Source organism: Streptomyces sp. NPDC056161 (genome assembly GCF_042268025.1).
In the GTDB taxonomy this organism is placed as follows: Bacteria; Actinomycetota; Actinomycetes; order Streptomycetales; family Streptomycetaceae; genus Streptomyces.
In genome coordinates this window covers 100306-119868 of sequence record NZ_JBHJUV010000004.1, presented here as the reverse complement: position 1 = coordinate 119868, position 19563 = coordinate 100306, and the positions used below count along the sequence as shown (strand labels likewise).

Sequence of the window (19563 nt, the reverse complement as noted above, 5' to 3'; positions counted from 1 at the left end):
TTGCCTCGGGATACTGGTGCCCTATGCATGTGACAGATTCACGCTCCGGGAAACCCGGACAATGTGGCATTTCACACAAGTAAACTTGTGTTAATAAGAGGTTTCGGCGGTGCCGCGGACCTGGCCTGTGGGGATGGGAATTCCCCCACCGCCGAATTACCGCGACACCCCGTGACCGCCCCGGCGGGCGGAGGCCGACGGGCCCACCGTCAGGCCGGGGCCGCCACCGACGCCAGCCGGTGCACGTCCTTCGCCGTCCCCGTCACCCCGGACAGGAAGCCCTGGGCCCGCGGTGACGCGTGTTCCGTCAGCCAGGCCGGGTCGATGTCGCACACCGCGATGCGCACCCCCGTCCCGGCCAGCGCCAGCGGGAGCGTGTGGACGACCGTCGACGGGAAGCTGAGGATGGTCCGGCCGATCGGGCCGCGGCGGGCGATCAGCTCCAGGGGGAGGTCGGGGCGGACGATCTCCAGGCCGGTCTCGGTCGCCAGGCGGCGCAGCTTCTCGGTGCTCTCGCGGCGGTGCGCGAAGTAGCGGTCGGCGCCGTGCGCCTTGGCCAGGCCGCGTACGGCCTCCACGTACCGGTCGCCGTCCACGACGCCGGTCTCCACCAGCGACGTACCGACCATGTCGGCGCCCTTGGTGATGCGCGGCGGGCCGAACCGGGCGCGGGTCCAGCCGAAGTCGTTGGCGGTGACCGTGACGCCGTCGGGGGCCTCCTCGACCGGCATGGAGGAGAACACCTCCACCCGGCGGCCGGCGCTCGGCGTCAGCCGGCGCCGGGCCGAGGAGGAGACCGGGGCGAACAGCAGGTCGCGCGGGCCCGGCCGGCCGCCCTTGCGGTGCCAGCGCACCAGCCGTTCACCGCGCGCGAGTTGGGCGACGAACTCCATCGTCGCGGTGCCGTCGTCGACCACCACCAGGTCCCGGGCCCGGGTGATGGTCAGCAGCAGTTGTACGTAGCGGGAGAACGGGTCCCCCATGACGATCCGGTCCGCCCGGCGCAGCGCGCCGGCCAGGCCGCCGATGGTGTGGAAGGGCGCGGTCGTACCGCCCCGCGCCTCCTCCCAGCGCACCTCGTACCCCTCGTCCCGGGCCAGGTCGGCCATGCGCCTGAGCTGACCGCGGGTCATCGGGTCGGTCGGGGACAGCACGACGACCGTGAGGTCGGGGCCGGCGGACGGTTCGCCGTCCGCGACGGTCCGCCGAACCTGGGGCGGCACGGACCGTGCCGCCCCGGGGCCGGACGCCTGCGCCCCGGCCGCTCCGCTCAGGACGTGGGTGTGCGCCCACTCCAGTACGTTCAGCAGCTGTACCGGGCTCTCCACGAAGGCGAGCGTGCTCAGGCTGGGGCCGGCGTTACCGGCGCGGCGGTTCATCGGCGTACGACCGTCCCGTGAGGCGTTCGGCAGGCGTCCAAGGCGGACTCGGGTGCAATCGGTGTCAGACCTGGACCGGCTCGCCCGCCGCCGCGGCGATCTCCGCCTCGGCGACGGCACCGGCGACCCGGCGCAGCTTCTTCATGGGGCCGAGCTCCGAGTCGTAGACCTTCTTGACGCCGTCGCCGAGCGAGGACTCGATGATCCGGATGTCGCGGACCAGGCGCGTGAGGCCCTGGGGCTCGACGGAGGCGGCCTGGTCGGAGCCCCACATGGCGCGGTCGAGGGTGATGTGGCGCTCGACGAAGGTGGCGCCGAGGGCGACGGCGGCGAGCGTGGTCTGCAGGCCGGTCTCGTGGCCGGAGTAGCCGATCGGGACGTTCGGGTACTCCTGCTGCAACGTGTTGATCACGCGCAGGTTCAGCTCCTCGGCCTTGGCCGGGTAGGTGGAGGTGGCGTGGCAGAGCAGGATGTTGTCCGAGCCCAGGACCTCGACCGCGTGGCGGATCTGCTTCGGGGTCGACATGCCGGTGGAGAGGATGACCGTGCGGCCGGTGGCGCGCAGGGCGCGCAGCAGCTCGTCGTCCGTGAGGGAGGCGGAGGCGACCTTGTGGGCCGGGACGTCGAACTTCTCCAGGAAGGCGACGGCCTCGGTGTCCCACGGGGACGCGAACCAGTCGATCCCCTTCTCCTTGCAGTGCTCGTCGATCTTGCGGTAGTCGTCCTCACCGAACTCCACGCGGTGGCGGTAGTCGATGTAGGTCATCCGGCCCCAGGGCGTGTCGCGCTCGATGTCCCACTGGTCGCGCGGCGTGCAGATCTCCGGGGTGCGCTTCTGGAACTTCACGGCGTCGCAGCCGGCCTCGGCGGCCACGTCGATCAGCTTGAAGGCGTTGTCCAGGTCGCCGTTGTGGTTGATGCCGATCTCGCCGGTGACGTACACGGGACGGCCGGGGCCGGCCTCACGCGAACCGAAGGTACGGATGCGGGAGTTGGTGGTCATCAGGGGTGTCCTTACTTGGTGAGGGAATCGAGAGAGGGGCCGAGGATCCAGCTGGCGATCTCTCGGATGGCACCGTCGCCGCCGGGGACGGTGGTGACCGCGCGGGCGGCGTCGCGTACGACCTCGTGGGCGCTCGCGACCGCCACGGGCCAGCCCACGAGGGCGAAGCAGGGGAGATCGTTGACGTCGTTGCCGACGTAGAGCACGCGCTCCGGCGCGATGCCCTCTTCCTCGCACCACTGCTTGAGGGCGAGGTCCTTGCGGTCGATGCCGTGCAGCACCGGGATCCGGAGCTTGCGGGCCCGGGCGGCGACGACCGGGTTCTGCTCCGAGGACAGGATCAGCATCTTCAGGCCGCTCTTGCGCAGCGCCGCGATGCCGAGTCCGTCGCCGCGGTGCACGGTGACGAACTCCCGTCCGTCGGCGTCGATCAGCACCCGGTCGTCGGTCTGGGTGCCGTCGAAGTCGAGGACGACCGCGTCGATGTCGTCGGCCGCGGGGAGCACGGCACCGGCCGGCTCCGCCGCGCGGGCGGCGTCCGCGTCGAACAGCGGCGCCAGCGCGCGGGCGCGGGCGAGGTCGTGCGGGTCGTCGACCTCCAGGACCCGGGCCGGGTCGGTGCGCACCAGCTCGGTGTGGCCGAAGAAGCGGTGGTTGTGCTTGCGGAACCCGGCCGCGTCCATGGCGTAGGCGGCGCCGGTCTCCAGCAGGTCCTGCGGGCGGTCCTGGCGGCGCGGCCGGAACGACTTGTCGTGGTTGACGCCGTAGCCGCCCTCGGTGGCGGTGGAGTGGGTGACGCGGGTGGTGCCGCCTGCGGCCTGCTCGCGGGCGGACTCCACGGCGACCGGGTCGTCGCCCGCGTCCCGCCAGACGAAGCCGTGGAAGGCGGCCACGGTCAGCGCGGTGTCGGCGCCGTTCTCGACGACGGCACCCGCGACCCCGTCCAGGTCCTCGCGGGTCAGGAAGGGGCTGGTGCACTGCACGAGCAGGACGACGTCCACGCTCGCGCCGTGCAGCGTCTCGTGGGCGTCCAGGGCGTGCAGCACGGCGGCCTCGGAGGTCGCCGTGTCACCGGCGATGGCGGCGGGCCGCAGCACGACCTCGGCGCCGGCCTGTCGCGCGGCCTCGGCGATGGCCTCGTCGTCGGTGGAGACGACGACGTCGGTGACCAGCCGGGCGGCCAGGCACTCGCGCACCGCGCGGCCCACCAGGGGCACGCCGGCGACGGGCGCGAGGTTCTTCGCGGGCACGCCCTTGGAGCCGCCGCGCGCGGGGATCACGGCGAGCACCCGGCGCACGGAAGCACCTCGGCCCGCTTCGGAGTTGGACATGGGCTCTCCTCCTTGACGCGGGATCCGGTCGCTCACAGCTCTCCCATTCGTCGGATCACGGGTGCCACCCGCTGGACGCCGTGCCGGTACGCGCCGCGTGCCGCCCTGCGGACGATCTGGCGGACGGGTCCCGGTGTCTTGTCGGCGGCGGGTGCGCCGGGCAGCGGGGAGCCGTCCGGGCCGAGGTGGTGGCGGGCGAGGATCCCCGGCAGATAGCCGGGCGCGGTCTCGGTCGTGTAGTAGGGGTCGAGGCGCGGCAGGCCGCCGGGCCGGTCGAGCAGCCGGGTGATGCGCTGCCGGGCGAAGTCGAAGGCCGTGCCGTACGAACCGTCGGCGGCGACGCCCTGCCGGGCCAGCCACGCGGGCTCGGGCTCGGGGCGGTGCCCGGCGTCCAGCTGGTCCCAGGAGGCGAGGCAGCCGGATCCGACGAAGTGGTGGTTGCCCAGCACCTCGCGGACCCCGAGGTCGGTCAGGACGACCGTGGGGATCCGGCGGTGCAGCGCTTCGAGGGCGGCCGTCGAGCTGACCGTGACCAGCAGGTCGGTGCGGTCGAGTACCTCGCCCATGTGCCCGTACACCAGCCGGAAGTTGGCGGGCAGCTCCTTGCCCTGCGCCAGCTTCTGGTAGGGCAGCTCCTCGATGTGCGTGGTGTGCTCGCCGGGCCGGGAGCGCAGCTTCAGCAGCACCTCGCGGTCGGGGAACGCCTGCGCGTGCCGGATCAGCCGGTCGAGCAGGTACGTACGGTCCTTGCGGCTGTCCGGGACCGAGGGCTGGGCGGCGAACACAACGGTGTAGGGCCGGCCGCCCGGCTCGTCGGCGGGCGCGGGGTCACCGGCGTAGGGGTCGCCGCCGAGGAAGGGCAGCGCGACCTCGGTCACGGAGGAGGCGTCGGCGCCCACGCCTTCGTACACGGCGCGGAAACGGTCCGCGTCCTGGCGGGAGTTGGCGAGGACGAGGTCCGCGCCGTGCCGCAGCAGCAGACCGTCCGCCAGCTTCTCGTAGACGACGCCGACGTAGCCGGTGACGACGACGGGCCGGTCGGTGCGGTCCTCCCACACCCGCTTCAGACCGTGCAGCATGGCCTGGACACCGCCGCCGACGAGGGCGAGGACGAGGACGTCGTACGACTCCTGGTCCATGGCGCGCAGGAACTCGACGGCGGTCACCTCGCGCAGCGAGTCGGCGTGCACGCCGACCTCTCTGAGCTGGCGGGCGGTGGGGGTGGCACGCCCGCGCAGGAGGTAGCCGTCGAGGTGGATGCCCGATCCGTCGGGTTCGGCGGGGCCGCCGGCGATGCGGGTCGCGGTGAGCGCGCCCCACTTCCACCGGGTGTCGGAATCCGCGAGGACGGCGACCCGCAGGGAGTTCGTTGCACTTACTGGCACACCGAAGAAGCTAGGAAGCCATTCCTAGCTTCCGCCCAACCCAAATACAACAAACGGTTAACAGCACGTCGCCGAATGGCGAATCAGCCCGGGATCCCACGGCGAAAAACCGTGGTTCACGGCTTCGCCACATGTCGTTCACCTGATATCAAGGCGGCCGTCAAGACGAATGCTGGGGCTCCCCCTAACGTCGACGGCGTGGTCAAGCTCTCCGTCATCGTGCCGTTCTACAACGTCCAGCAATACGTGCCGGACACCCTCAGAAGCCTGCGTGCGAACGCTCGTGAAGACTTCGAGTTCATCCTCGTCGACGACCGCTCGACCGACGGGACACCGGAGCTCCTCGCGCGCGCGGAGCACGAGCTGCCAGGCGCTGTACTCGCCCGGCACGAGAAGAACGGGGGACTGGCGACCGCGCGCAACACCGGTATCGACCGGGCACGCGGCGAATACCTGACCTTCCTGGACGGCGACGACTGGCTCGCCCCGGGCTACTACCCGCGGCTGGTCACCGCCATGGACGAGCTGGGCTGCGACTTCCTGCGCACCGACCACGTGCAGTGCACGGCGCGGGCGCGGGTGGTGCACCGGGTGCCGCACGGCCGCCGCAACAGGGTGATGAAGCCGCGGGAGGCGATCCTGCCCGCCGACCGCACCACCTCGGTCGACTACGCCTACGCCTGGGCGGGGATCTACCACCGCCGGCTGGTGGACCGCGGACTGCTGCACTTCACCGACGGGCTGCGCACGGCCGAGGACCGGCCGTGGATCTGGAAACTGCACCGGGAGGCGGATTCGTTCGCCGCGGTGAACCTGCTCGGTACCTTCTACCGGCGCGGGGTCGCCTCCTCGCTCACCCAGATCGGTGACGTCCGGCAGCTCGATTTCATTCGAGCATTCGATCAGGTAATCGAAGAGACCGCCCAGGACCCCCAGGCGGACGAACTGCTGCCGAAGGCCGTCCGGACCTACTGCGCCATCATTTCCCATCATCTGGGATCCATCGAAAGGTTCGAGCCGCCGGTGGCGAAGAAGCTGAAATCACTGAGTGCCGCGGCGCTGCGGCGCATGCCGCAGGCCGTCCTGGACGACGCCCTGGACTCCATGGACCTCCAGCGCGCCACGAAGCTGCGCCGGCTGCGCCGCCGCCCCGCCCCGTCGGGGGTCGCCGCGTGACCACGCAGATCTTCCAGGCGTCGACGCTGTACGGCATGGCGACGCTGGCCGCCGCCCTGGACTCCGGTGCGTTCCGCCCCGCCGACCGGCGCATCCTGCTGGTCTGCAACAACGCGACGACACCCGAGACGACGCCGGGCCCGGACGAGATGCCGGGCTTCGAGCGGCTGCGGGAGCGCTTCGACGACGTGATCTCGTACAACGAGACGATCTTCCCCTTCCACCCGGGCGGCTGGCTCCCGCGGCCGGAGGACGTCCCGCTGTGGGAGCGCTATCTGCGGCTGGCCTGGGACCTCGGCGACGACGAGGTCGAGCTGGCCGTCGAGTCGATCCAGGTCAACCCGTCGCTCGGCATCGCGCAGATCTTCACCGGCGCCGCCGTCACCGTCTACGCCGACGGCCTGATGAGCTACGGTCCCACCCGCAACAAGATCGACCCGCTGGTCGGCACCCGGGTGGACCGGCTGCTCCACCTCGACCTGGTGCCCGGCCTCGCGCCGCTGCTGCTCACCGAGTTCGGCGTGGCCCCGGAGATCGTCCCGACCGCCGTGTTCACCAAGGTGCTGGCCGAGCTGTCCGGCAGCGGTGACGGCCTGCCGGACATCGACGAGCCCGCCCTGCTGCTCGGCCAGTACCTGTCGGCGCTGGGCATCCTCAGCGCCGAGCAGGAGGAGGACCTCCATGTGCGGATGCTGAAGGGGGCCGTCGGCCTCGGCCACCAGCGGATCGTGTTCAAGCCGCACCCGTCCGCCCCGGCCCGCTTCACCCGCACCCTGGAGCAGGAGGCCGAACGGCTCGGCGCCGACCTCACCGTCGTCGACACGCCGGTCCTCGCGGAGGTGCTGTACCAGCGGATGCGCCCGGCCCTGGTCGTCGGCTGCTTCTCCACGGCGCTGCTGACCGCGTCCGCGCTGTACGGGCTGCCGACCGCCCGGGTGGGCACCGACATCCTGCTGGACCGGCTGTCCCCGTTCGAGAACAGCAACCGCATCCCGGTCACCGTCGTCGACGCGCTGCTGCCCGACCTGGCGGACCGTTCCGCGGTCACCGAGCAGCGGCCCGGTACGGACGCGGCGACCCTTGGCGAGCTGATCCGGGCGGTGGGCTTCACCATGCAGCCGAAGATCTACCCGCGGCTGCGCCCGGAGGCCGAGCGCTATCTGGCCAAGCACCTCAGCCCACACACGCTGCGCTACTTCAAGCGCAAGCGGCTGACCTCGCTCGGTCTGCCCGGCGGGATCCCGGCCCAGCTGTCGTTCATCCCGCGCAACGCCACCGTGCGCCGGGTGGCCCGACGGGCGCGGGCGCTGAAGAAGGCCGTCAAACGTTAAGACCGGGCATAACCGCCCAAAGCCCTTGGGGTAGCACGGACTGGATCACCGTGCTACCCCAAGGGCTTCTCTCTACCCGTTTACATAACGACTCATTGCCCAGAGTTCACCTGGGGTTCCGCATTGGTTAGACATGGAGCGGGAGATGGTCGTATTTCCTTAAGACACATGAAGGTTCGGTCGGCCCACGGCCACACACGGGGCGGGCCCGATTGAAGGATTGATAACGTCCATGCGCATCGCTGTGTTCGTCGAGAACCGTAACGGCGTCGGCCTCGCCGCACAGATCATGAACGCCCCGGAGGCCCAGGCCCACTCGTTCCACCTGGTCACAGCCGACCGGGACGGGGACGTCGCGGGCTGGATCGAGCAGGAGGCGGCAGCCCGCTTCGACGATCTCAAGGTGCACAACCTGTTCCAGGTCGACGAGGCGCTCAGCGGCGCCGAGTTCCTGGAGGAGGTGGGCCACCGCATCCACGCCTTCACCGACCTGGAGCGCATCGACCGGCTGGTGTTCTTCAACGACCAGTCGCAGCGGGGCCGCCGGGTGGCCGGGGAACTGGGCCGCACCCTGCCGCTGATCCTCGTCCAGGACGGTCATCTCGACTTCCACTTCAAGAAGACGGACGCGGGCCTGCGCGACCAGAACTGGTACTACGGTTCGTCCTCGCCGGCCGCCGTCTGCGTGTGGGGACCGGCGACGGCGCACCACCTGCTGTTCCGCCAGGCGGACGCCGACGCGCCCGTCCACATCACCGGAGCGCTCGGGCACAGCGACGACCCCCAACTGCTCAGGGCGGCCCGCTCGACCACCCACCGGCACGCCAAACGCCCCGGTGAGCCGCTGCGCATGGTCGTCCTCGACCAGCCGCTCAGCGACCAGAAAAAGCTCTCCCGGGGCGACCACCGGCAGCAGCTCACCGAGCTGTGCGAGGCGCTCACCGCCTTCGGCGAGGTGGAGATCAAGCCGCACCCCTCCACGCTCCGCGGCCACCTGGAGTGGCTCCAGAACCTGCCGGACGTCACCGTGCTCGACGAGAGCGCGCTGCTGGAGGCGGAGGCCCTCGACGGCTACGACCTCGCGATCACCTTCTTCTCCACCACCTACCTCCAGACCCTGCGGGCGGGCACGCCGCTGATCCTGTTCAGCCCGCCCCCGCTGAACATCGTCTTCCCGACGATCAACCACCCGCTGCTGCGCAACGTCGGCACGGTCGGCGAACTCGTCGACGTCGCCGCCGACCTCCAGCGCTCGGGCAAGTTCACCGCCAACGTGCACGGCGAGCCGGTCGAGCACTTCCTCACCTTCCACGAGGACGTGCCCTCCCGCGTCCTGCGCCGCATCGAGGAGGCCGAGGTCCCCGTGGAGCGGCCCGCGCCGCGGTGGTCCGCACCGGACGAGGGCCCGCAGGCCCACCTGTCGCGCGCCGAACGCGCCCTGCGCGCCGTCGAGGGCCGGCTGAACCGGCCGCGCTCGCTGGCCATCCTCGGCCTGGGCTTCTCCTACGTCACCGGCGTGGCGATCCCCGTGCTCACCTACACCCAGGCGCTGCTCGCCCAGAGCCCGGTCGACATCCGCTACTTCGACCTCGGGGTCTACTCACGGACCGAGGACGTCCTGGCCGACCTGGAGGGCGCCGAGGTCGTCCTGATCAACAGCCTCGCCCCGTTCTGGCGCTCGCCGCTGGCCAACGAGCTGACGGAGGCGCTGCACGCCCTGGGCCGCACCGTGGTGCTGTACGCCCACGAGACCGAGTACGTCATGAACTTCGAGGGCGAACAGCACGCGCTGCGGCACGCCGAGATGCTCAAGGTGCTGCCCAAGATCAAGGTGCTGTGCGTCTCCACCTCCCAGGCCGACATGTTCCGGCAGCTCGGCGTGAGCGACCCGGTCGTCGTCTACAACACGGTGCCGCTCGACACCCACCGCGCCCGCGCCCGGCGGACCCCCGGTGAGCGCCCGCGGATCGTGATGGTCGGCTCGATGCAGGACCGCAAGGGTCTCGACCTGTTCTCGCGGGTCGCGGAACTCGCGTACGCGCAGGGCCTGCCGTGGCGCTTCGCCTGGATCGGCCACAAGACCTGGCGGATCGGCCCCTCCACCCTGCTGTCGGACCGCGTCGAGTGGATGGGAGCACTCTCCCGCGACCGGGTGCGCGAGGAACTCGCCGCCTCGGACGTCTTCTTCCTCTCCAGCGTGGACGACCCGATGCCGCTGTCGGTGGTCGAGGCGGTGCAGCAGCGGCTGCGCTCCGTCACCTACCACCGGGTGGGCTCCCGCGAGGTGCTGGAAGGCGTGCCCGGCTACCACTCCTTCGCCGAGTACACGCCCGAGGCCGCGCTGGACGCGCTGCGCAAGGTGCTCGACGAGGAGGTGTCGGAGCAGGAGTACCAGGACGTCGAGGAGCTGTTCGACATCTCGGCCTTCACCGCCCGGATGACCACGGCACTCGGCCTCGCCGGCCCCGAGGACGTGGTGCGGGGCGGCGCCGCCGGTGCCGTCGGCGACGGGCCGGAGCCGGACGGCGAGACGGTCTACGGCGAGGGACCGTTCGCCGCGGTGCTCTCCCGGCACGGCAAGTACCTCGCCGAGGACTTCACCCGGCACCTCACCTCGGGCAAGCACGACGACGCGCTGCGCGTGGGCACGGAGATCCTGCGCCGCCGCCAGCCGGTGGACGTGCTCATCGGCATGGCCGAGATACGGGCCGGGCGCGGCGAGGTCGACGAGGCGCACCGGCTGCTGTCCGCGGCGGCCATCGCGGGCGGCGACCGGGCCAGGGTCTGGTCGGAGATCTCCCGCGTGGCGAGCGCGCTCGGCGGCCGCGGGAAGGCCATACGGCAGCTCGCCCGCAAGGAGTCGATCCGGATCGACCTCTCCAACCGCTCCGCGCGGCTGCTGAAGTCCGACTGAGCCGAACGCGTCACGGGCCGGCGGCCGACGCGCCGCCGGTCCCGGCACGGGACCTGCCGGTCGAGCGGGCGGTTCCCCCGGGTGCAGGGGGTGCCCCCCCAGGTGCCGGGGTTTCCCCCGGGTGCCTGGGGTGTCCCCCGGGTGCGGGGGGTTCCCCCGGGTGCGGGGTGAGCGACTCCGGCATCCCGGGGATATCCGAACAGAACACCGCAATGAACCCGCGGATCCGGGTAAGCGTGCGGGACCATGCCAGCGACATCCCCCACCCGTGCCTCCGTACCCTCTCCTCCCCCGCCCGCCGCGCTCCCCACCCCGCCTCCCGGCTCCGCCGGTCCCGGCCGCCGCGGTGGTCGGCTGCTCGCCCTGGACGGGCTGCGGCTGCTGGCCGCGCTGATGGTCTGCCTCTACCACTTCGCCGGCCGCGGCGGTGACATCTCCCGCTCCTGGGGCCGGACACCGGCCCGGGTCTTCCCCGACCTGTCCCAGGCGGCCGTCTACGGCTGCATCGGCGTGCAGTTCTTCTTCGTCATCAGCGGCTTCGTGATCTGCATGAGCAGTTGGGGCCGCGGCCCCGGCGACTTCCTCCGCTCCCGCGTCGCCCGCCTCTACCCCGCCTACTGGGTGGCCGTGCTCCTGGTCACCGCCGCCGCGTTCGCCCTACCCGTCGTCCTGCACCCGCTGCGCCTCGACCAGATCCTGGTCAACCTGACGATGTTCCAGCAGCCGTTGGGCGTGCCCCGGGTGCTGGGGGTGTGCTGGACACTCTGGGTCGAGGTCCGGTTCTACGCCCTGTTCGCGGTGTGCGTGGTGCTGCGGGGCGTCACCTACCGCCGGGTCGTGCTGTTCTGCTGTGTGTGGACGCTGGCCGCGGTGATCTGCAAGAACGCCGGCAGTCCACTGACCGCGCAGTTGGTCATGCCCGAGCACGCGCCGTTCTTCGTCGGCGGCCTCGCGCTCTATCTGATCCACCGCTTCGGGCACAGCCCGACCCTGTGGGGCCTCGTGGGCGTCTCCTGGCTGCTCGGCCAGGAGTCCGTCACGACCGGGCTGTGGCGGCCGGGCGCCACCGGCGACTTCCACCGCAACCCGTACGTGATCCTGCTGCTGGTGACGCTGGCCTTCGCCGCCGTGGCGGCCGTGGCGCTGGGCCGGCCGCGGTGGGCCGCCCGGCCCTGGCTGACCGCGGCCGGCGCGCTGACGTACCCCTTCTACCTGGTCCACGAGCACCTGGGCTGGTTCGTCATCCGGGTGCTGCACCGGGGACTCGGCCTGCCGCCGTGGCCGACGCTCACGGTCACGGTGCTCGGGCTGCTGGGCCTGGCCTGGCTGATCCACCGCTGCGTGGAACGACCGCTCGGCCCACGGCTGAAGCAGGGCGGCGGAGCAGGGAGGCGCGGCGCCCTCGACGGCGGTGGCAGCGGGCCGGGCGGCGCTGTACCGGGCGGGGGACGGCCGGGGGACGGTGCGGCGGGCGGCTGACGGCGGCGCGGCGGCGCCCCGGACTACGGACGACGGACGACGGACGACGGACGACCGGGGGACGGTGCACCAAGCGGGGAACGGCCGGTGAGCCGATGTGCCGGTGAGCCGATGTGCCGGTTAGCCGATGTGCCGGTTAGCCGATGTGCCGGTTAGCCGATGTGCCGGTGAGCCCGGCCGTGCGTCGCTCCCGGCGGTGCCCAGCCGGGGCCGTACCGCGCCTCGATGCCCGCGATCACCAACTCCAGCCCCTCCTCGAAGCGCCGGTCGTAGTCGTCAAAGATCTCCGCGCCCACCGCCGCCGACAACGGGAAGTCGGCCAGCATCCGGGCGCGTTCCTCGACGTCGTACCCCTCCCTGCGCTCGCCCGGCAGGGGCCGCACGCCCTGTTCCTCGGTGACGAAGCCGAGGGTGTGGAAGTACGTCGTCGTGGTGGCGCGGACGGCCTGCCCGAGGGTGAAGCCCGCGGCCACGAAGATCCGCAGGCTGTCCTCCATCTGCGCCGCGTGCTCGATCCCCGTGAAGCGCGAGCCGCTGAAGACCTTCGCTCCGTCGCGGTAGCCGAGCAGTGCCGCGCGCAGCGCGCGGTTGGACCTCAGCAGGCGTTCCCGCCAGGTGTCGCCGGGGTCGAGCGCGGTTGCGGCGACCATCCGGCGGTACATCTCCGTCGCCATCTCGTCGAGCAGCGCCTGTTTGTCCTTGAAGTGCCAGTACAGGGCGGGCGCCCTGACGTCCAGTTCCCGCGCGATGGCGCGCAGCGTCAGCCCGTCCAGGCCGACCTCGTTGAGCAGCCGCAGCGCGGTGTCGGCGACCCGGGCGCGGTCGAGGGGGACTCGTCGTTCCGCGTTCACGCTTGACAGCTTAACAGCGTTAAGGGCACGCTCGTGAGCAGCGGAACTTAACAGCGTTAAGGAGAAGCGGGATGACAGTGGACACCGACGTACTGATCGTGGGCGCGGGCCCGACGGGGCTCGCCCTCGGGATCGACCTGGCCCGGCGCGGCGTGGCCGCGCTCCTCGTGGACGGCGCCGACGGGCTGTTCCCCGGATCGCGCGGCAAGGGCATCCAGCCGCGCACCATGGAGGTCTTCGACGACCTCGGGGTGCTGCCGGCGATCCGCGCGCACGGCGGGCCCTACCCGGTGCAGCTGATCTGGCGCGACGGGCAGCGGGTCGGCGAACGGACGATGTTCGACCCGACCGAGCCGAGCGCGGGCGCGCCGTACGCGGAGCCGTGGATGGTGCCCCAGTGGCGCACCCAGGAGATCCTGGCCGCGCGGCTGGCGGAGCTGGGCGGGCGGATCGTGTTCGGCCGCCGGGCGGTGGGCCTCGATCAGGACCCGGACGGGGTGACCGTACGCTTCGCCGACGGCCCGCCGCTCCGGGCGCGCTACGCGGTCGGCGCCGACGGCGGGCGCTCGGCGGTGCGCAGGGCGCTGGGCACCGGCATGACCGGCGAGACCGTCGACCCGGACCCGGCCCTGGTGGCCGACCTCCGGATCACCGGCCTCGACCGCGGCCACTGGCACGTCTTCCCGCCACGCGAGGACGGCGGCGGCTTCCTGGCGCTCTGCCCGCTCGCGGGCACCGACGAGTTCCAACTGGTCGCCCGGTTCCCCGCGGACACGGCCCCCGACCCCACCCCGGACGGGATCCGCGCCGTGGTCGCCGCCCGCTCCCACCTCACCGCGGCGGACGTGACGGAGGTGCGCTGGGCCTCGGTCTTCCAGCCGCGGGCGGCGCTCGCGGACCGGTTCCGTTCGGGCCGCGTCCTCCTCGCCGGCGACGCGGCGCACATCCACTCGCCGGCGGGCGGCCAGGGCCTCAACACCAGCGTCCAGGACGCCTACAACCTCGGCTGGAAACTGGGTGCGGTGCTGACCGCGGGCGCGCCGGAGTCCCTGCTCGCCACCTACGAGGAGGAGCGGCGGGCGGTCGCCACGGCCATGCTGGGCCTGTCCACCGCCGTGCACCGCGGCGAGATCCGGCGCGGTCCGGCGACCCAGCAGCTGGGGCTCGGCTACCGGGACTCGTCACTGACGGCGGAGACCCGGTCGACCGTGACCGGGGTACGGGCGGGCGACCGGGCGCCGGACGGGACGGTGGGCGGCGTACGACTCTTCGACGCGTTCCGGGGCCCGCACTGGACGCTGCTGGGTGCCGACGCCGCCGACGCGGTCCGCCGCCCCGGGCTGCGGACCGTCCCCGGCCCGGCCCCCGCACCGTACGGCCCCGGCCTGTTCCTGGTCCGCCCGGACGGTTACGTCGGCTGGGCGGGGGACACGACGGCCGGGATCCCGCGGTACCTGGCGCGATACGGCGGGTCAGAATAGGTCCCGGGGCACGTGGACCCCCCACACCTCGCGCAGCGCGCCGCACACCTCGCCCACCGTCGCGCGGGCCCGCAGGGCCTCCTTCATCGGGTACAGGACGTTGTCCGCATCCTCGGCGTCCTCGGCGTCCTTGACGTCCTTGGCGTCCTCGGCGTCCTTGACGTCCTCGGCGCCCCGCGTGCCCCGGGTGCCCCGGGTGCCCTGGGTGCCCTGGGTGCTCTCGGCCGCCTTGCGCAGCGCGGCCAGCGCCGAGTCCACCGCGGCCCGGTCCCGTCCGGCCCGCAGCGCGGCCAGCCGCTCGGCCTGGCCGGCCTCGATGGCCGGGTCGACGCGCAGCGGTTCGTAGGGTTCCTCCTCGTCGAGCCGGAAGCGGTTGACACCGACCACCACCCGGTCGCCCGCGTCGGTCTCCTGGGCGATGCGGTAGGCGTTGCGCTCGATCTCCGCCTTCTGGAAGCCGTGCTCGATCGCCGCCACCGCGCCGCCCAGGTCCTCGACCCGGCGCATCAGGTCCAGCGCCGCGGCCTCCACGTCGTCCGTCAGCCGCTCCACGGCGTACGAGCCGGCGAAGGGGTCGACCGTCGCCGTCACGTCCGTCTCGTACGCCAGGACCTGCTGGGTGCGCAGGGCCAGGCGGGCGCTGGTCTCCGTGGGCAGGGCGATGGCCTCGTCGAAGGAGTTGGTGTGCAGCGACTGGGTGCCGCCCAGCACCGCGCCCAGCGCCTGCACGGCGACCCGGACCAGGTTCACCTCCGGCTGCTGCGCCGTCAGCTGCACCCCGGCCGTCTGCGTGTGGAACCGCAGCATCAGGGACTTCGGATCCCGCGCGCCGAACTCCTCGCGCATCACGTGCGCCCAGATCCGCCGCGCCGCACGGAACTTGGCGACCTCCTCCAGCAGCGTCGTACGGGCGACGAAGAAGAAGGACAGCCGGGGGGCGAAGTCGTCGACGTCCATGCCCGCCGCCACCGCGGTCCGCACGTACTCGATGCCGTCCGCCAGGGTGAAGGCGATCTCCTGCGCGGGCGACGCGCCCGCCTCGGCCATGTGGTAGCCGGAGATCGAGATGGTGTTCCACTTCGGCAGCTCGGCGCGGCAGTACCGGAAGATGTCCGCGGTCAGCCGCAGGGACGGCCCCGGCGGGAAGATGTAGGTGCCCCGCGCGATGTACTCCTTGAGTACGTCGTTCTGGATGGTGCCGGTCAGCCGGTCGGCGGGCACGCCCTGCTCCTCCGCCACCAACTGGTACAGCAGCAACAGCAGCGCCGCCGGAGCGTTGATCGTCATCGAGGTGGAGACCTCGCCGAGCGGGATGCCGTCGAACAGCACCCGCATGTCCTCGATCGAGTCGACGGCGACCCCCACCTTGCCGACCTCGCCGTGCGCGATCGGGGCGTCGGAGTCGTGGCCCATCTGGGTGGGCAGGTCGAAGGCGACGGACAGGCCCGTGGTGCCGTGCGCGATCAGCTGCCGGTAGCGCGCGTTGGACTCGGCGGCCGTACCGAAGCCCGCGTACTGGCGCATCGTCCAGGGGCGGCCAGTGTACATCGTCGGGTACACGCCCCGGGTGAAGGGGTACGCGCCCGGCTCGCCCAGTTGCCCGGCCGGGTCCCAGCCGCGCAGCGCGTCCGGCCCGTAGACCGGCTCGATGGGCAGTCCGGACTCCGACTCACGCGCCATGGTGCTGCCTCCGCGGTACGTCTGTACGCCGCTGTCCGCCGACCGCTTCCGGCCAGTCGGCTACTCCCCACCATGCCCCGTAGTTCGGCGGCGGTCGCGCTGGGAAGCATCATGGGCATGAGGTTCACGGGGATCGACCGGATCGCTCGACGGCCCGCCGCCGCACTCGCCTCGGCCGCCGCGCTCACCGTGCTCACCGCGCTGTGCGGGTGCACCGTGCAGCCCACGGCGGCCGACGGGAAGAACCGCTCGCCGGTGCACATCGAGGTGCCGAGCGCCCGCCCGCCGGCCACGCCCGCATCGGGCGGCGGCCCGACGAAGGCCACGCCCGCGCCCGCGGCACCGTCCGCTCCCGCGCCGTCGCGCACCACCACGTCGCCGCCCGCCCCCGCGCCACCACCGCCTCCCGCCCCGCCGTCTCCCGCGCCGCGCGTCCTGTGGTCCCGCGGGGACACCGGCCCGGACGTGCGTGAACTCCAGGCTCGGCTGCGCCAGGTCGCCTGGCTGTTCGACGGGCCGACGGGGACGTACGGCGAGCTGACGGAGGAGGCCGTCAAGGGCTTCCAGGGCAAGCGCGGGCTGCCGCGGACCGGGCGGACGGACACCGTCACCTGGCAGCGGCTGGTCGGCATGACGCACGAGCCGGGCAAGTGGGAGCTGTACCTGATGGGCGGTCAGCCGGCCGCCGCGCCCGATCCGCGCTGCCTGACCGGCCGGGTGCTGTGCATCGACAAGACCAGCCGGACGCTGCGCTGGATGATCGACGGGCGCACGGTGTCGACGATGGCGGTGCGGTTCGGCGCGCAGTACACGCCGACCCGGGAGGGCGCGTTCCAGGTCTACTGGAAGTCACGGCACCACGTGTCGACGCTCTACGACTCCCCCATGCCGTACGCCATGTTCTTCAGCGGCGGCCAGGCGGTGCACTACTCGGCCGACTTCGCCGCCCGGGGCTACGCGGGCGGCTCGCACGGCTGTGTCAACGTACGTGACGAGACGGCCGTGGCGGCGTTGTTCGCGCAGGTGCGGACGGGCGACAAGGTCGTCGTCTCCCGGTGAGGCGCCGGGCGGACACGGAGTGCGGGCCTGGCGCGCGGGCGGGACCGGGGGAACGTGTCCCGCCCGCGCCAGGTGCACGAGCCGTGGGTACGGGGGGAACCCCGGCTCGGTGCGACAGCCGATGACCAGTCGGCTCGTTCTGTACTGCGTCACAGCGGCCGAAACTGTCACACCCGCCCCGGAAAAAGTTTCCCCGCGCCGCGAAGACGCAGGTCGGAGGGGCGGAGGGGCGAAGGCGGGAGACTCGGCCGAACCAGCCGAACCGGCCGAACCGGCCAAAGCACCGGGCGGGTGACGGCGCAGGAGAGTCAGAGCGCGGTGTAGGTCGGGCTTGGCGAGGGGCCCGGCGACTGTGCGGGGCTGTCCGTGGGTGCCGGGGTGGGGGAGGACGGGACGGTCCTCTGACCGCCGCCGCCGTTGCCCTTGCCCTTGCTGTTGCTGTTGCCCTTGCCGTCGCCGCGACCATGGCCGTGGTCGTGGCCACGGCCCTTGTCCGGGTGACCGCCGTCGCCTCCCCCGCCCCGGTCGCCCCAGCCGCCACGGCCGTCCTGGTCGCCCTGGTCTCCCTGGTCGTCCTGGTCGTCCTTGATGCCGTTCTTGTCCTTGCCGCCGTGCTCGTCCTTGCCGTCGGCGCTCTCCGTGCGGACCTCGCCCGCGGAACCGCCCTCGTTCTTCAGGAGGCTCTTGCAGTACGCCGGCACCCGCGTGGGGCCGCCCGCCGCCGTCTCCAGTCGGCGCGCGCGGCCGGAACCCAACTCCTTGCCGTCCTGGAGGTCACGGCAGGCCGCGGGCGCGCCGCCCCAGGTTCCGGAGGCACTCCCGGCCCGGCCGGTGGAGTCGTCGCCGCCCGGCTTGACGGCGTCCGGGCCGGGCGTCCCGCCCCCGGTGCCGACGGCGGCGCTGTGGCCCGACGGGGCGCTCGGCGTCGGCGGACCCGACGGGCCGCCCCGGGTGGCGGGCGCGGAGGGCGAGAGAAGCGGGCCCTCGGGCGTTCCGGCCACCGAGACCGACGCGGCGGGCCCCGGGTCTCCCTCGCCGAAGGGCACCGGCAGGACTCCGGTTCCGGCGGCCACCGCCACCCCGCCGACCGCGCCAACGACCAGTGCGGCGGCGAGCGCCAGCCGCACGGGACGGGCCCGGCGGCGCCGGACGGGCGCGCGGCCGGCGCCGGAGCCGATACGGACCAGCCCCGCGTCGGACGGCCGGCGCACCGCACCGGAACGTCGCTCCTGCGAACCCTCCCGGAGCCCCACGGCGGCCGACTCGGACGCCTCTCCCCGGGCCTTGCGGAAAGCGGCCAACGCGCCCTCCTCACCGGGGAGTTCGGCCCCGGCGGGGGCACCCTCGGCGGAGAGCGCGGCCAGTGTCCCGGCGAGTCGTTCGGCTTGGCCGCGGGCAGCCGCGTCGACGGTTTCGAGCGGCTCGCCGCGCAGCAGACGTTCCGCCGTTTCCCGGTTCAGCCACGGGTACTGCTCGTCGGCCATCACATGTCCTTCTGCGTCCGCGAACGCGATTGCGTCACAGTGGCGGACGTCACCGTACGACCGCGTGGTTCTCGCTGGGCCGGCAGGGAGTCGAGCCGCCCGGCGGATTCCGGATCCGCGCCGAGCAGTTCCGCGAGCCGTTTCAGACCGCGGTGCGCGGCGGTGCGGACGGCGCCCGCGCGCTTGCCGAGTGTTTCGGCGGCGGTCTTGGCGTCGAGTCCGACGACCACGCGCAGGACGACCGCCTCGGCCTGGTCCTGCGGGAGCCGGGCGATGAGGGAGAGGGCGCGGCCGGTGGCCAGGGCCTCGATGGCCTCGCCGGCCGTGTCGGACTCGGCGGCCCGGGTGGTGAGTTCGCTCTCGTCGCCGCCTGTCACGGGGCGGCGGCCGCGCATGCGTATGTGGTCGAGCGCGCGGTTGCGCGCGATGCGGGCGGCCCAGCCGCGGAACCGGTCCGCGTCCCCGCTGAAGCGTTCCAGGTCGCGGGCGATCTGCAACCACGCCTCGGACGCGACGTCCTCGGCGTCCGCGTCACCGACCAGCGTCCGTATGTATCCCAGCAGCCGTGGCTGCACCGCGCGGTACACGGTCCGGAACGCGGTCTCGTCCCCGTCCTGTGCCGCACGCACCGCGGCGGTCAACTCCGCGTCGTCCCCCAGCACCCGTGGTGCCCTTCCTCGCGCGAACCGGCTCCGCTCACGCGGACCGGATCTCGCCGTCGTGGTTCCTGAATCGGTGGTTGCGGTGTTCGAGGCCGCAGCTGGATGCGGTGGTCATGCGCCCGCCGCGCCTCGGCGCGAAAGGCACGTTACGACCTGAAACCGCTCCCGTCCACGTCTGTACGAGGTGCAACCACCTCGTGACACGGATCGGTGTGACAGAAAACGCCCCGGCGACGCTGAGGGAAGTACGGGCCGCCGCGCGGCCCGTGCCGCGCGACGGCCGGGGCCTCTCCTGTGGGGGGTGGCGGCCCCGGCCGTCGCCTCGGCCCTTCCGCTCCGCCGTGGGGC

General features: G+C 72.6%; 14 protein-coding genes. 6 read left to right on the top strand and 8 right to left on the bottom strand.

Going from position 1 to position 19563, the window contains the following annotated elements:
- Positions 1–209 precede the first annotated feature (209 nt).
- From ACFC09_RS05715 to ACFC09_RS05700, 4 genes are all read right to left on the bottom strand, one after another.
- Positions 210–1379, bottom strand: a complete 1170-nt coding sequence (locus ACFC09_RS05715; RefSeq protein ID WP_376524216.1) for a hypothetical protein — start codon at positions 1377–1379, stop codon at positions 210–212.
- A gap of 64 nt (positions 1380–1443) precedes the next feature.
- A complete protein-coding gene (locus ACFC09_RS05710; protein ID WP_376524215.1) occupies positions 1444–2382 on the bottom strand; it encodes an N-acetylneuraminate synthase family protein in 939 nt (312 codons plus the stop codon).
- An 11-nt stretch (positions 2383–2393) separates the two neighbouring features.
- Entirely contained in the window at positions 2394–3713 is a 1320-nt protein-coding gene (locus ACFC09_RS05705) for a cytidylyltransferase domain-containing protein (protein WP_376524214.1), read from the bottom strand.
- A gap of 32 nt (positions 3714–3745) precedes the next feature.
- The gene (locus ACFC09_RS05700; RefSeq protein ID WP_376524213.1) at positions 3746–5098 is read right to left on the bottom strand and encodes a DUF6716 putative glycosyltransferase; all 1353 of its coding nucleotides are present in this window, start codon (positions 5096–5098) and stop codon (positions 3746–3748) included.
- 198 nt (positions 5099–5296) lie between these two features.
- Between ACFC09_RS05700 and ACFC09_RS05695 the strand changes: the two genes are divergently transcribed.
- The 4 genes from ACFC09_RS05695 to ACFC09_RS05680 all read left to right on the top strand — a co-directional run bounded on the left by ACFC09_RS05695 (position 5297) and on the right by ACFC09_RS05680 (position 11998).
- Positions 5297–6274 carry a glycosyltransferase family 2 protein gene (locus ACFC09_RS05695; protein ID WP_376524212.1) on the top strand — a complete coding sequence of 326 codons (978 nt, stop codon included), beginning with the start codon at positions 5297–5299 and terminating at the stop codon, positions 6272–6274.
- Complete coding sequence (locus tag ACFC09_RS05690) at positions 6271–7605, top strand: alpha-2,8-polysialyltransferase family protein (RefSeq protein WP_376524211.1); 1335 nt, start codon at positions 6271–6273, stop codon at positions 7603–7605. Before ACFC09_RS05695 ends, ACFC09_RS05690 begins: the two co-directional genes overlap by 4 nt.
- A 232-nt stretch (positions 7606–7837) precedes the next feature.
- Positions 7838–10519, top strand: coding sequence for a glycosyltransferase family 4 protein (locus tag ACFC09_RS05685; protein WP_376524210.1), 2682 nt, complete (start codon positions 7838–7840; stop codon positions 10517–10519).
- Positions 10520–10765: 246 nt separating this feature from the next.
- On the top strand, positions 10766–11998 hold the full coding sequence (locus tag ACFC09_RS05680) for an acyltransferase family protein (protein WP_376524209.1): 1233 nt from the start codon (positions 10766–10768) through the stop codon (positions 11996–11998).
- Between the two features lie 152 nt (positions 11999–12150).
- Here ACFC09_RS05680 and ACFC09_RS05675 read toward each other — a convergent pair whose 3' ends face one another.
- Positions 12151–12849 carry a TetR/AcrR family transcriptional regulator gene (locus ACFC09_RS05675; RefSeq protein WP_376524208.1) on the bottom strand — a complete coding sequence of 233 codons (699 nt, stop codon included), beginning with the start codon at positions 12847–12849 and terminating at the stop codon, positions 12151–12153.
- Between the two features lie 71 nt (positions 12850–12920).
- Here ACFC09_RS05675 and ACFC09_RS05670 point away from each other — a divergent pair, with 71 nt between their 5' ends.
- Positions 12921–14330, top strand: coding sequence for an FAD-dependent oxidoreductase (locus tag ACFC09_RS05670; protein ID WP_376524207.1), 1410 nt, complete (start codon positions 12921–12923; stop codon positions 14328–14330).
- Here the strand turns inward: ACFC09_RS05670 and ACFC09_RS05665 are convergent.
- Entirely contained in the window at positions 14322–16010 is a 1689-nt protein-coding gene (locus ACFC09_RS05665) for a methylmalonyl-CoA mutase (RefSeq protein WP_376524206.1), read from the bottom strand. The genes ACFC09_RS05670 and ACFC09_RS05665 overlap by 9 nt on opposite strands.
- A gap of 117 nt (positions 16011–16127) precedes the next feature.
- On the opposite strand from ACFC09_RS05665, the gene ACFC09_RS05660 reads away from it, so the two are divergent.
- Positions 16128–17069: a L,D-transpeptidase family protein gene (locus tag ACFC09_RS05660; protein ID WP_376524205.1), complete on the top strand. Its 942-nt coding sequence runs from the start codon at positions 16128–16130 to the stop codon at positions 17067–17069.
- A 308-nt stretch (positions 17070–17377) separates the two neighbouring features.
- On the opposite strand, the gene ACFC09_RS05655 is transcribed toward ACFC09_RS05660, so the two are convergent.
- Both ACFC09_RS05655 and ACFC09_RS05650 read right to left on the bottom strand, forming a co-directional pair.
- On the bottom strand, positions 17378–18553 hold the full coding sequence (locus ACFC09_RS05655; protein ID WP_376524204.1) for a hypothetical protein: 1176 nt from the start codon (positions 18551–18553) through the stop codon (positions 17378–17380).
- Positions 18553–19215 (bottom strand): RNA polymerase sigma factor, encoded by a 663-nt coding sequence (locus ACFC09_RS05650; protein WP_376524203.1) that lies wholly within the window; start codon positions 19213–19215, stop codon positions 18553–18555. The genes ACFC09_RS05655 and ACFC09_RS05650 overlap by 1 nt, the downstream gene beginning before the upstream one ends.
- Between the last annotated feature and the right edge of the window lie 348 nt (positions 19216–19563).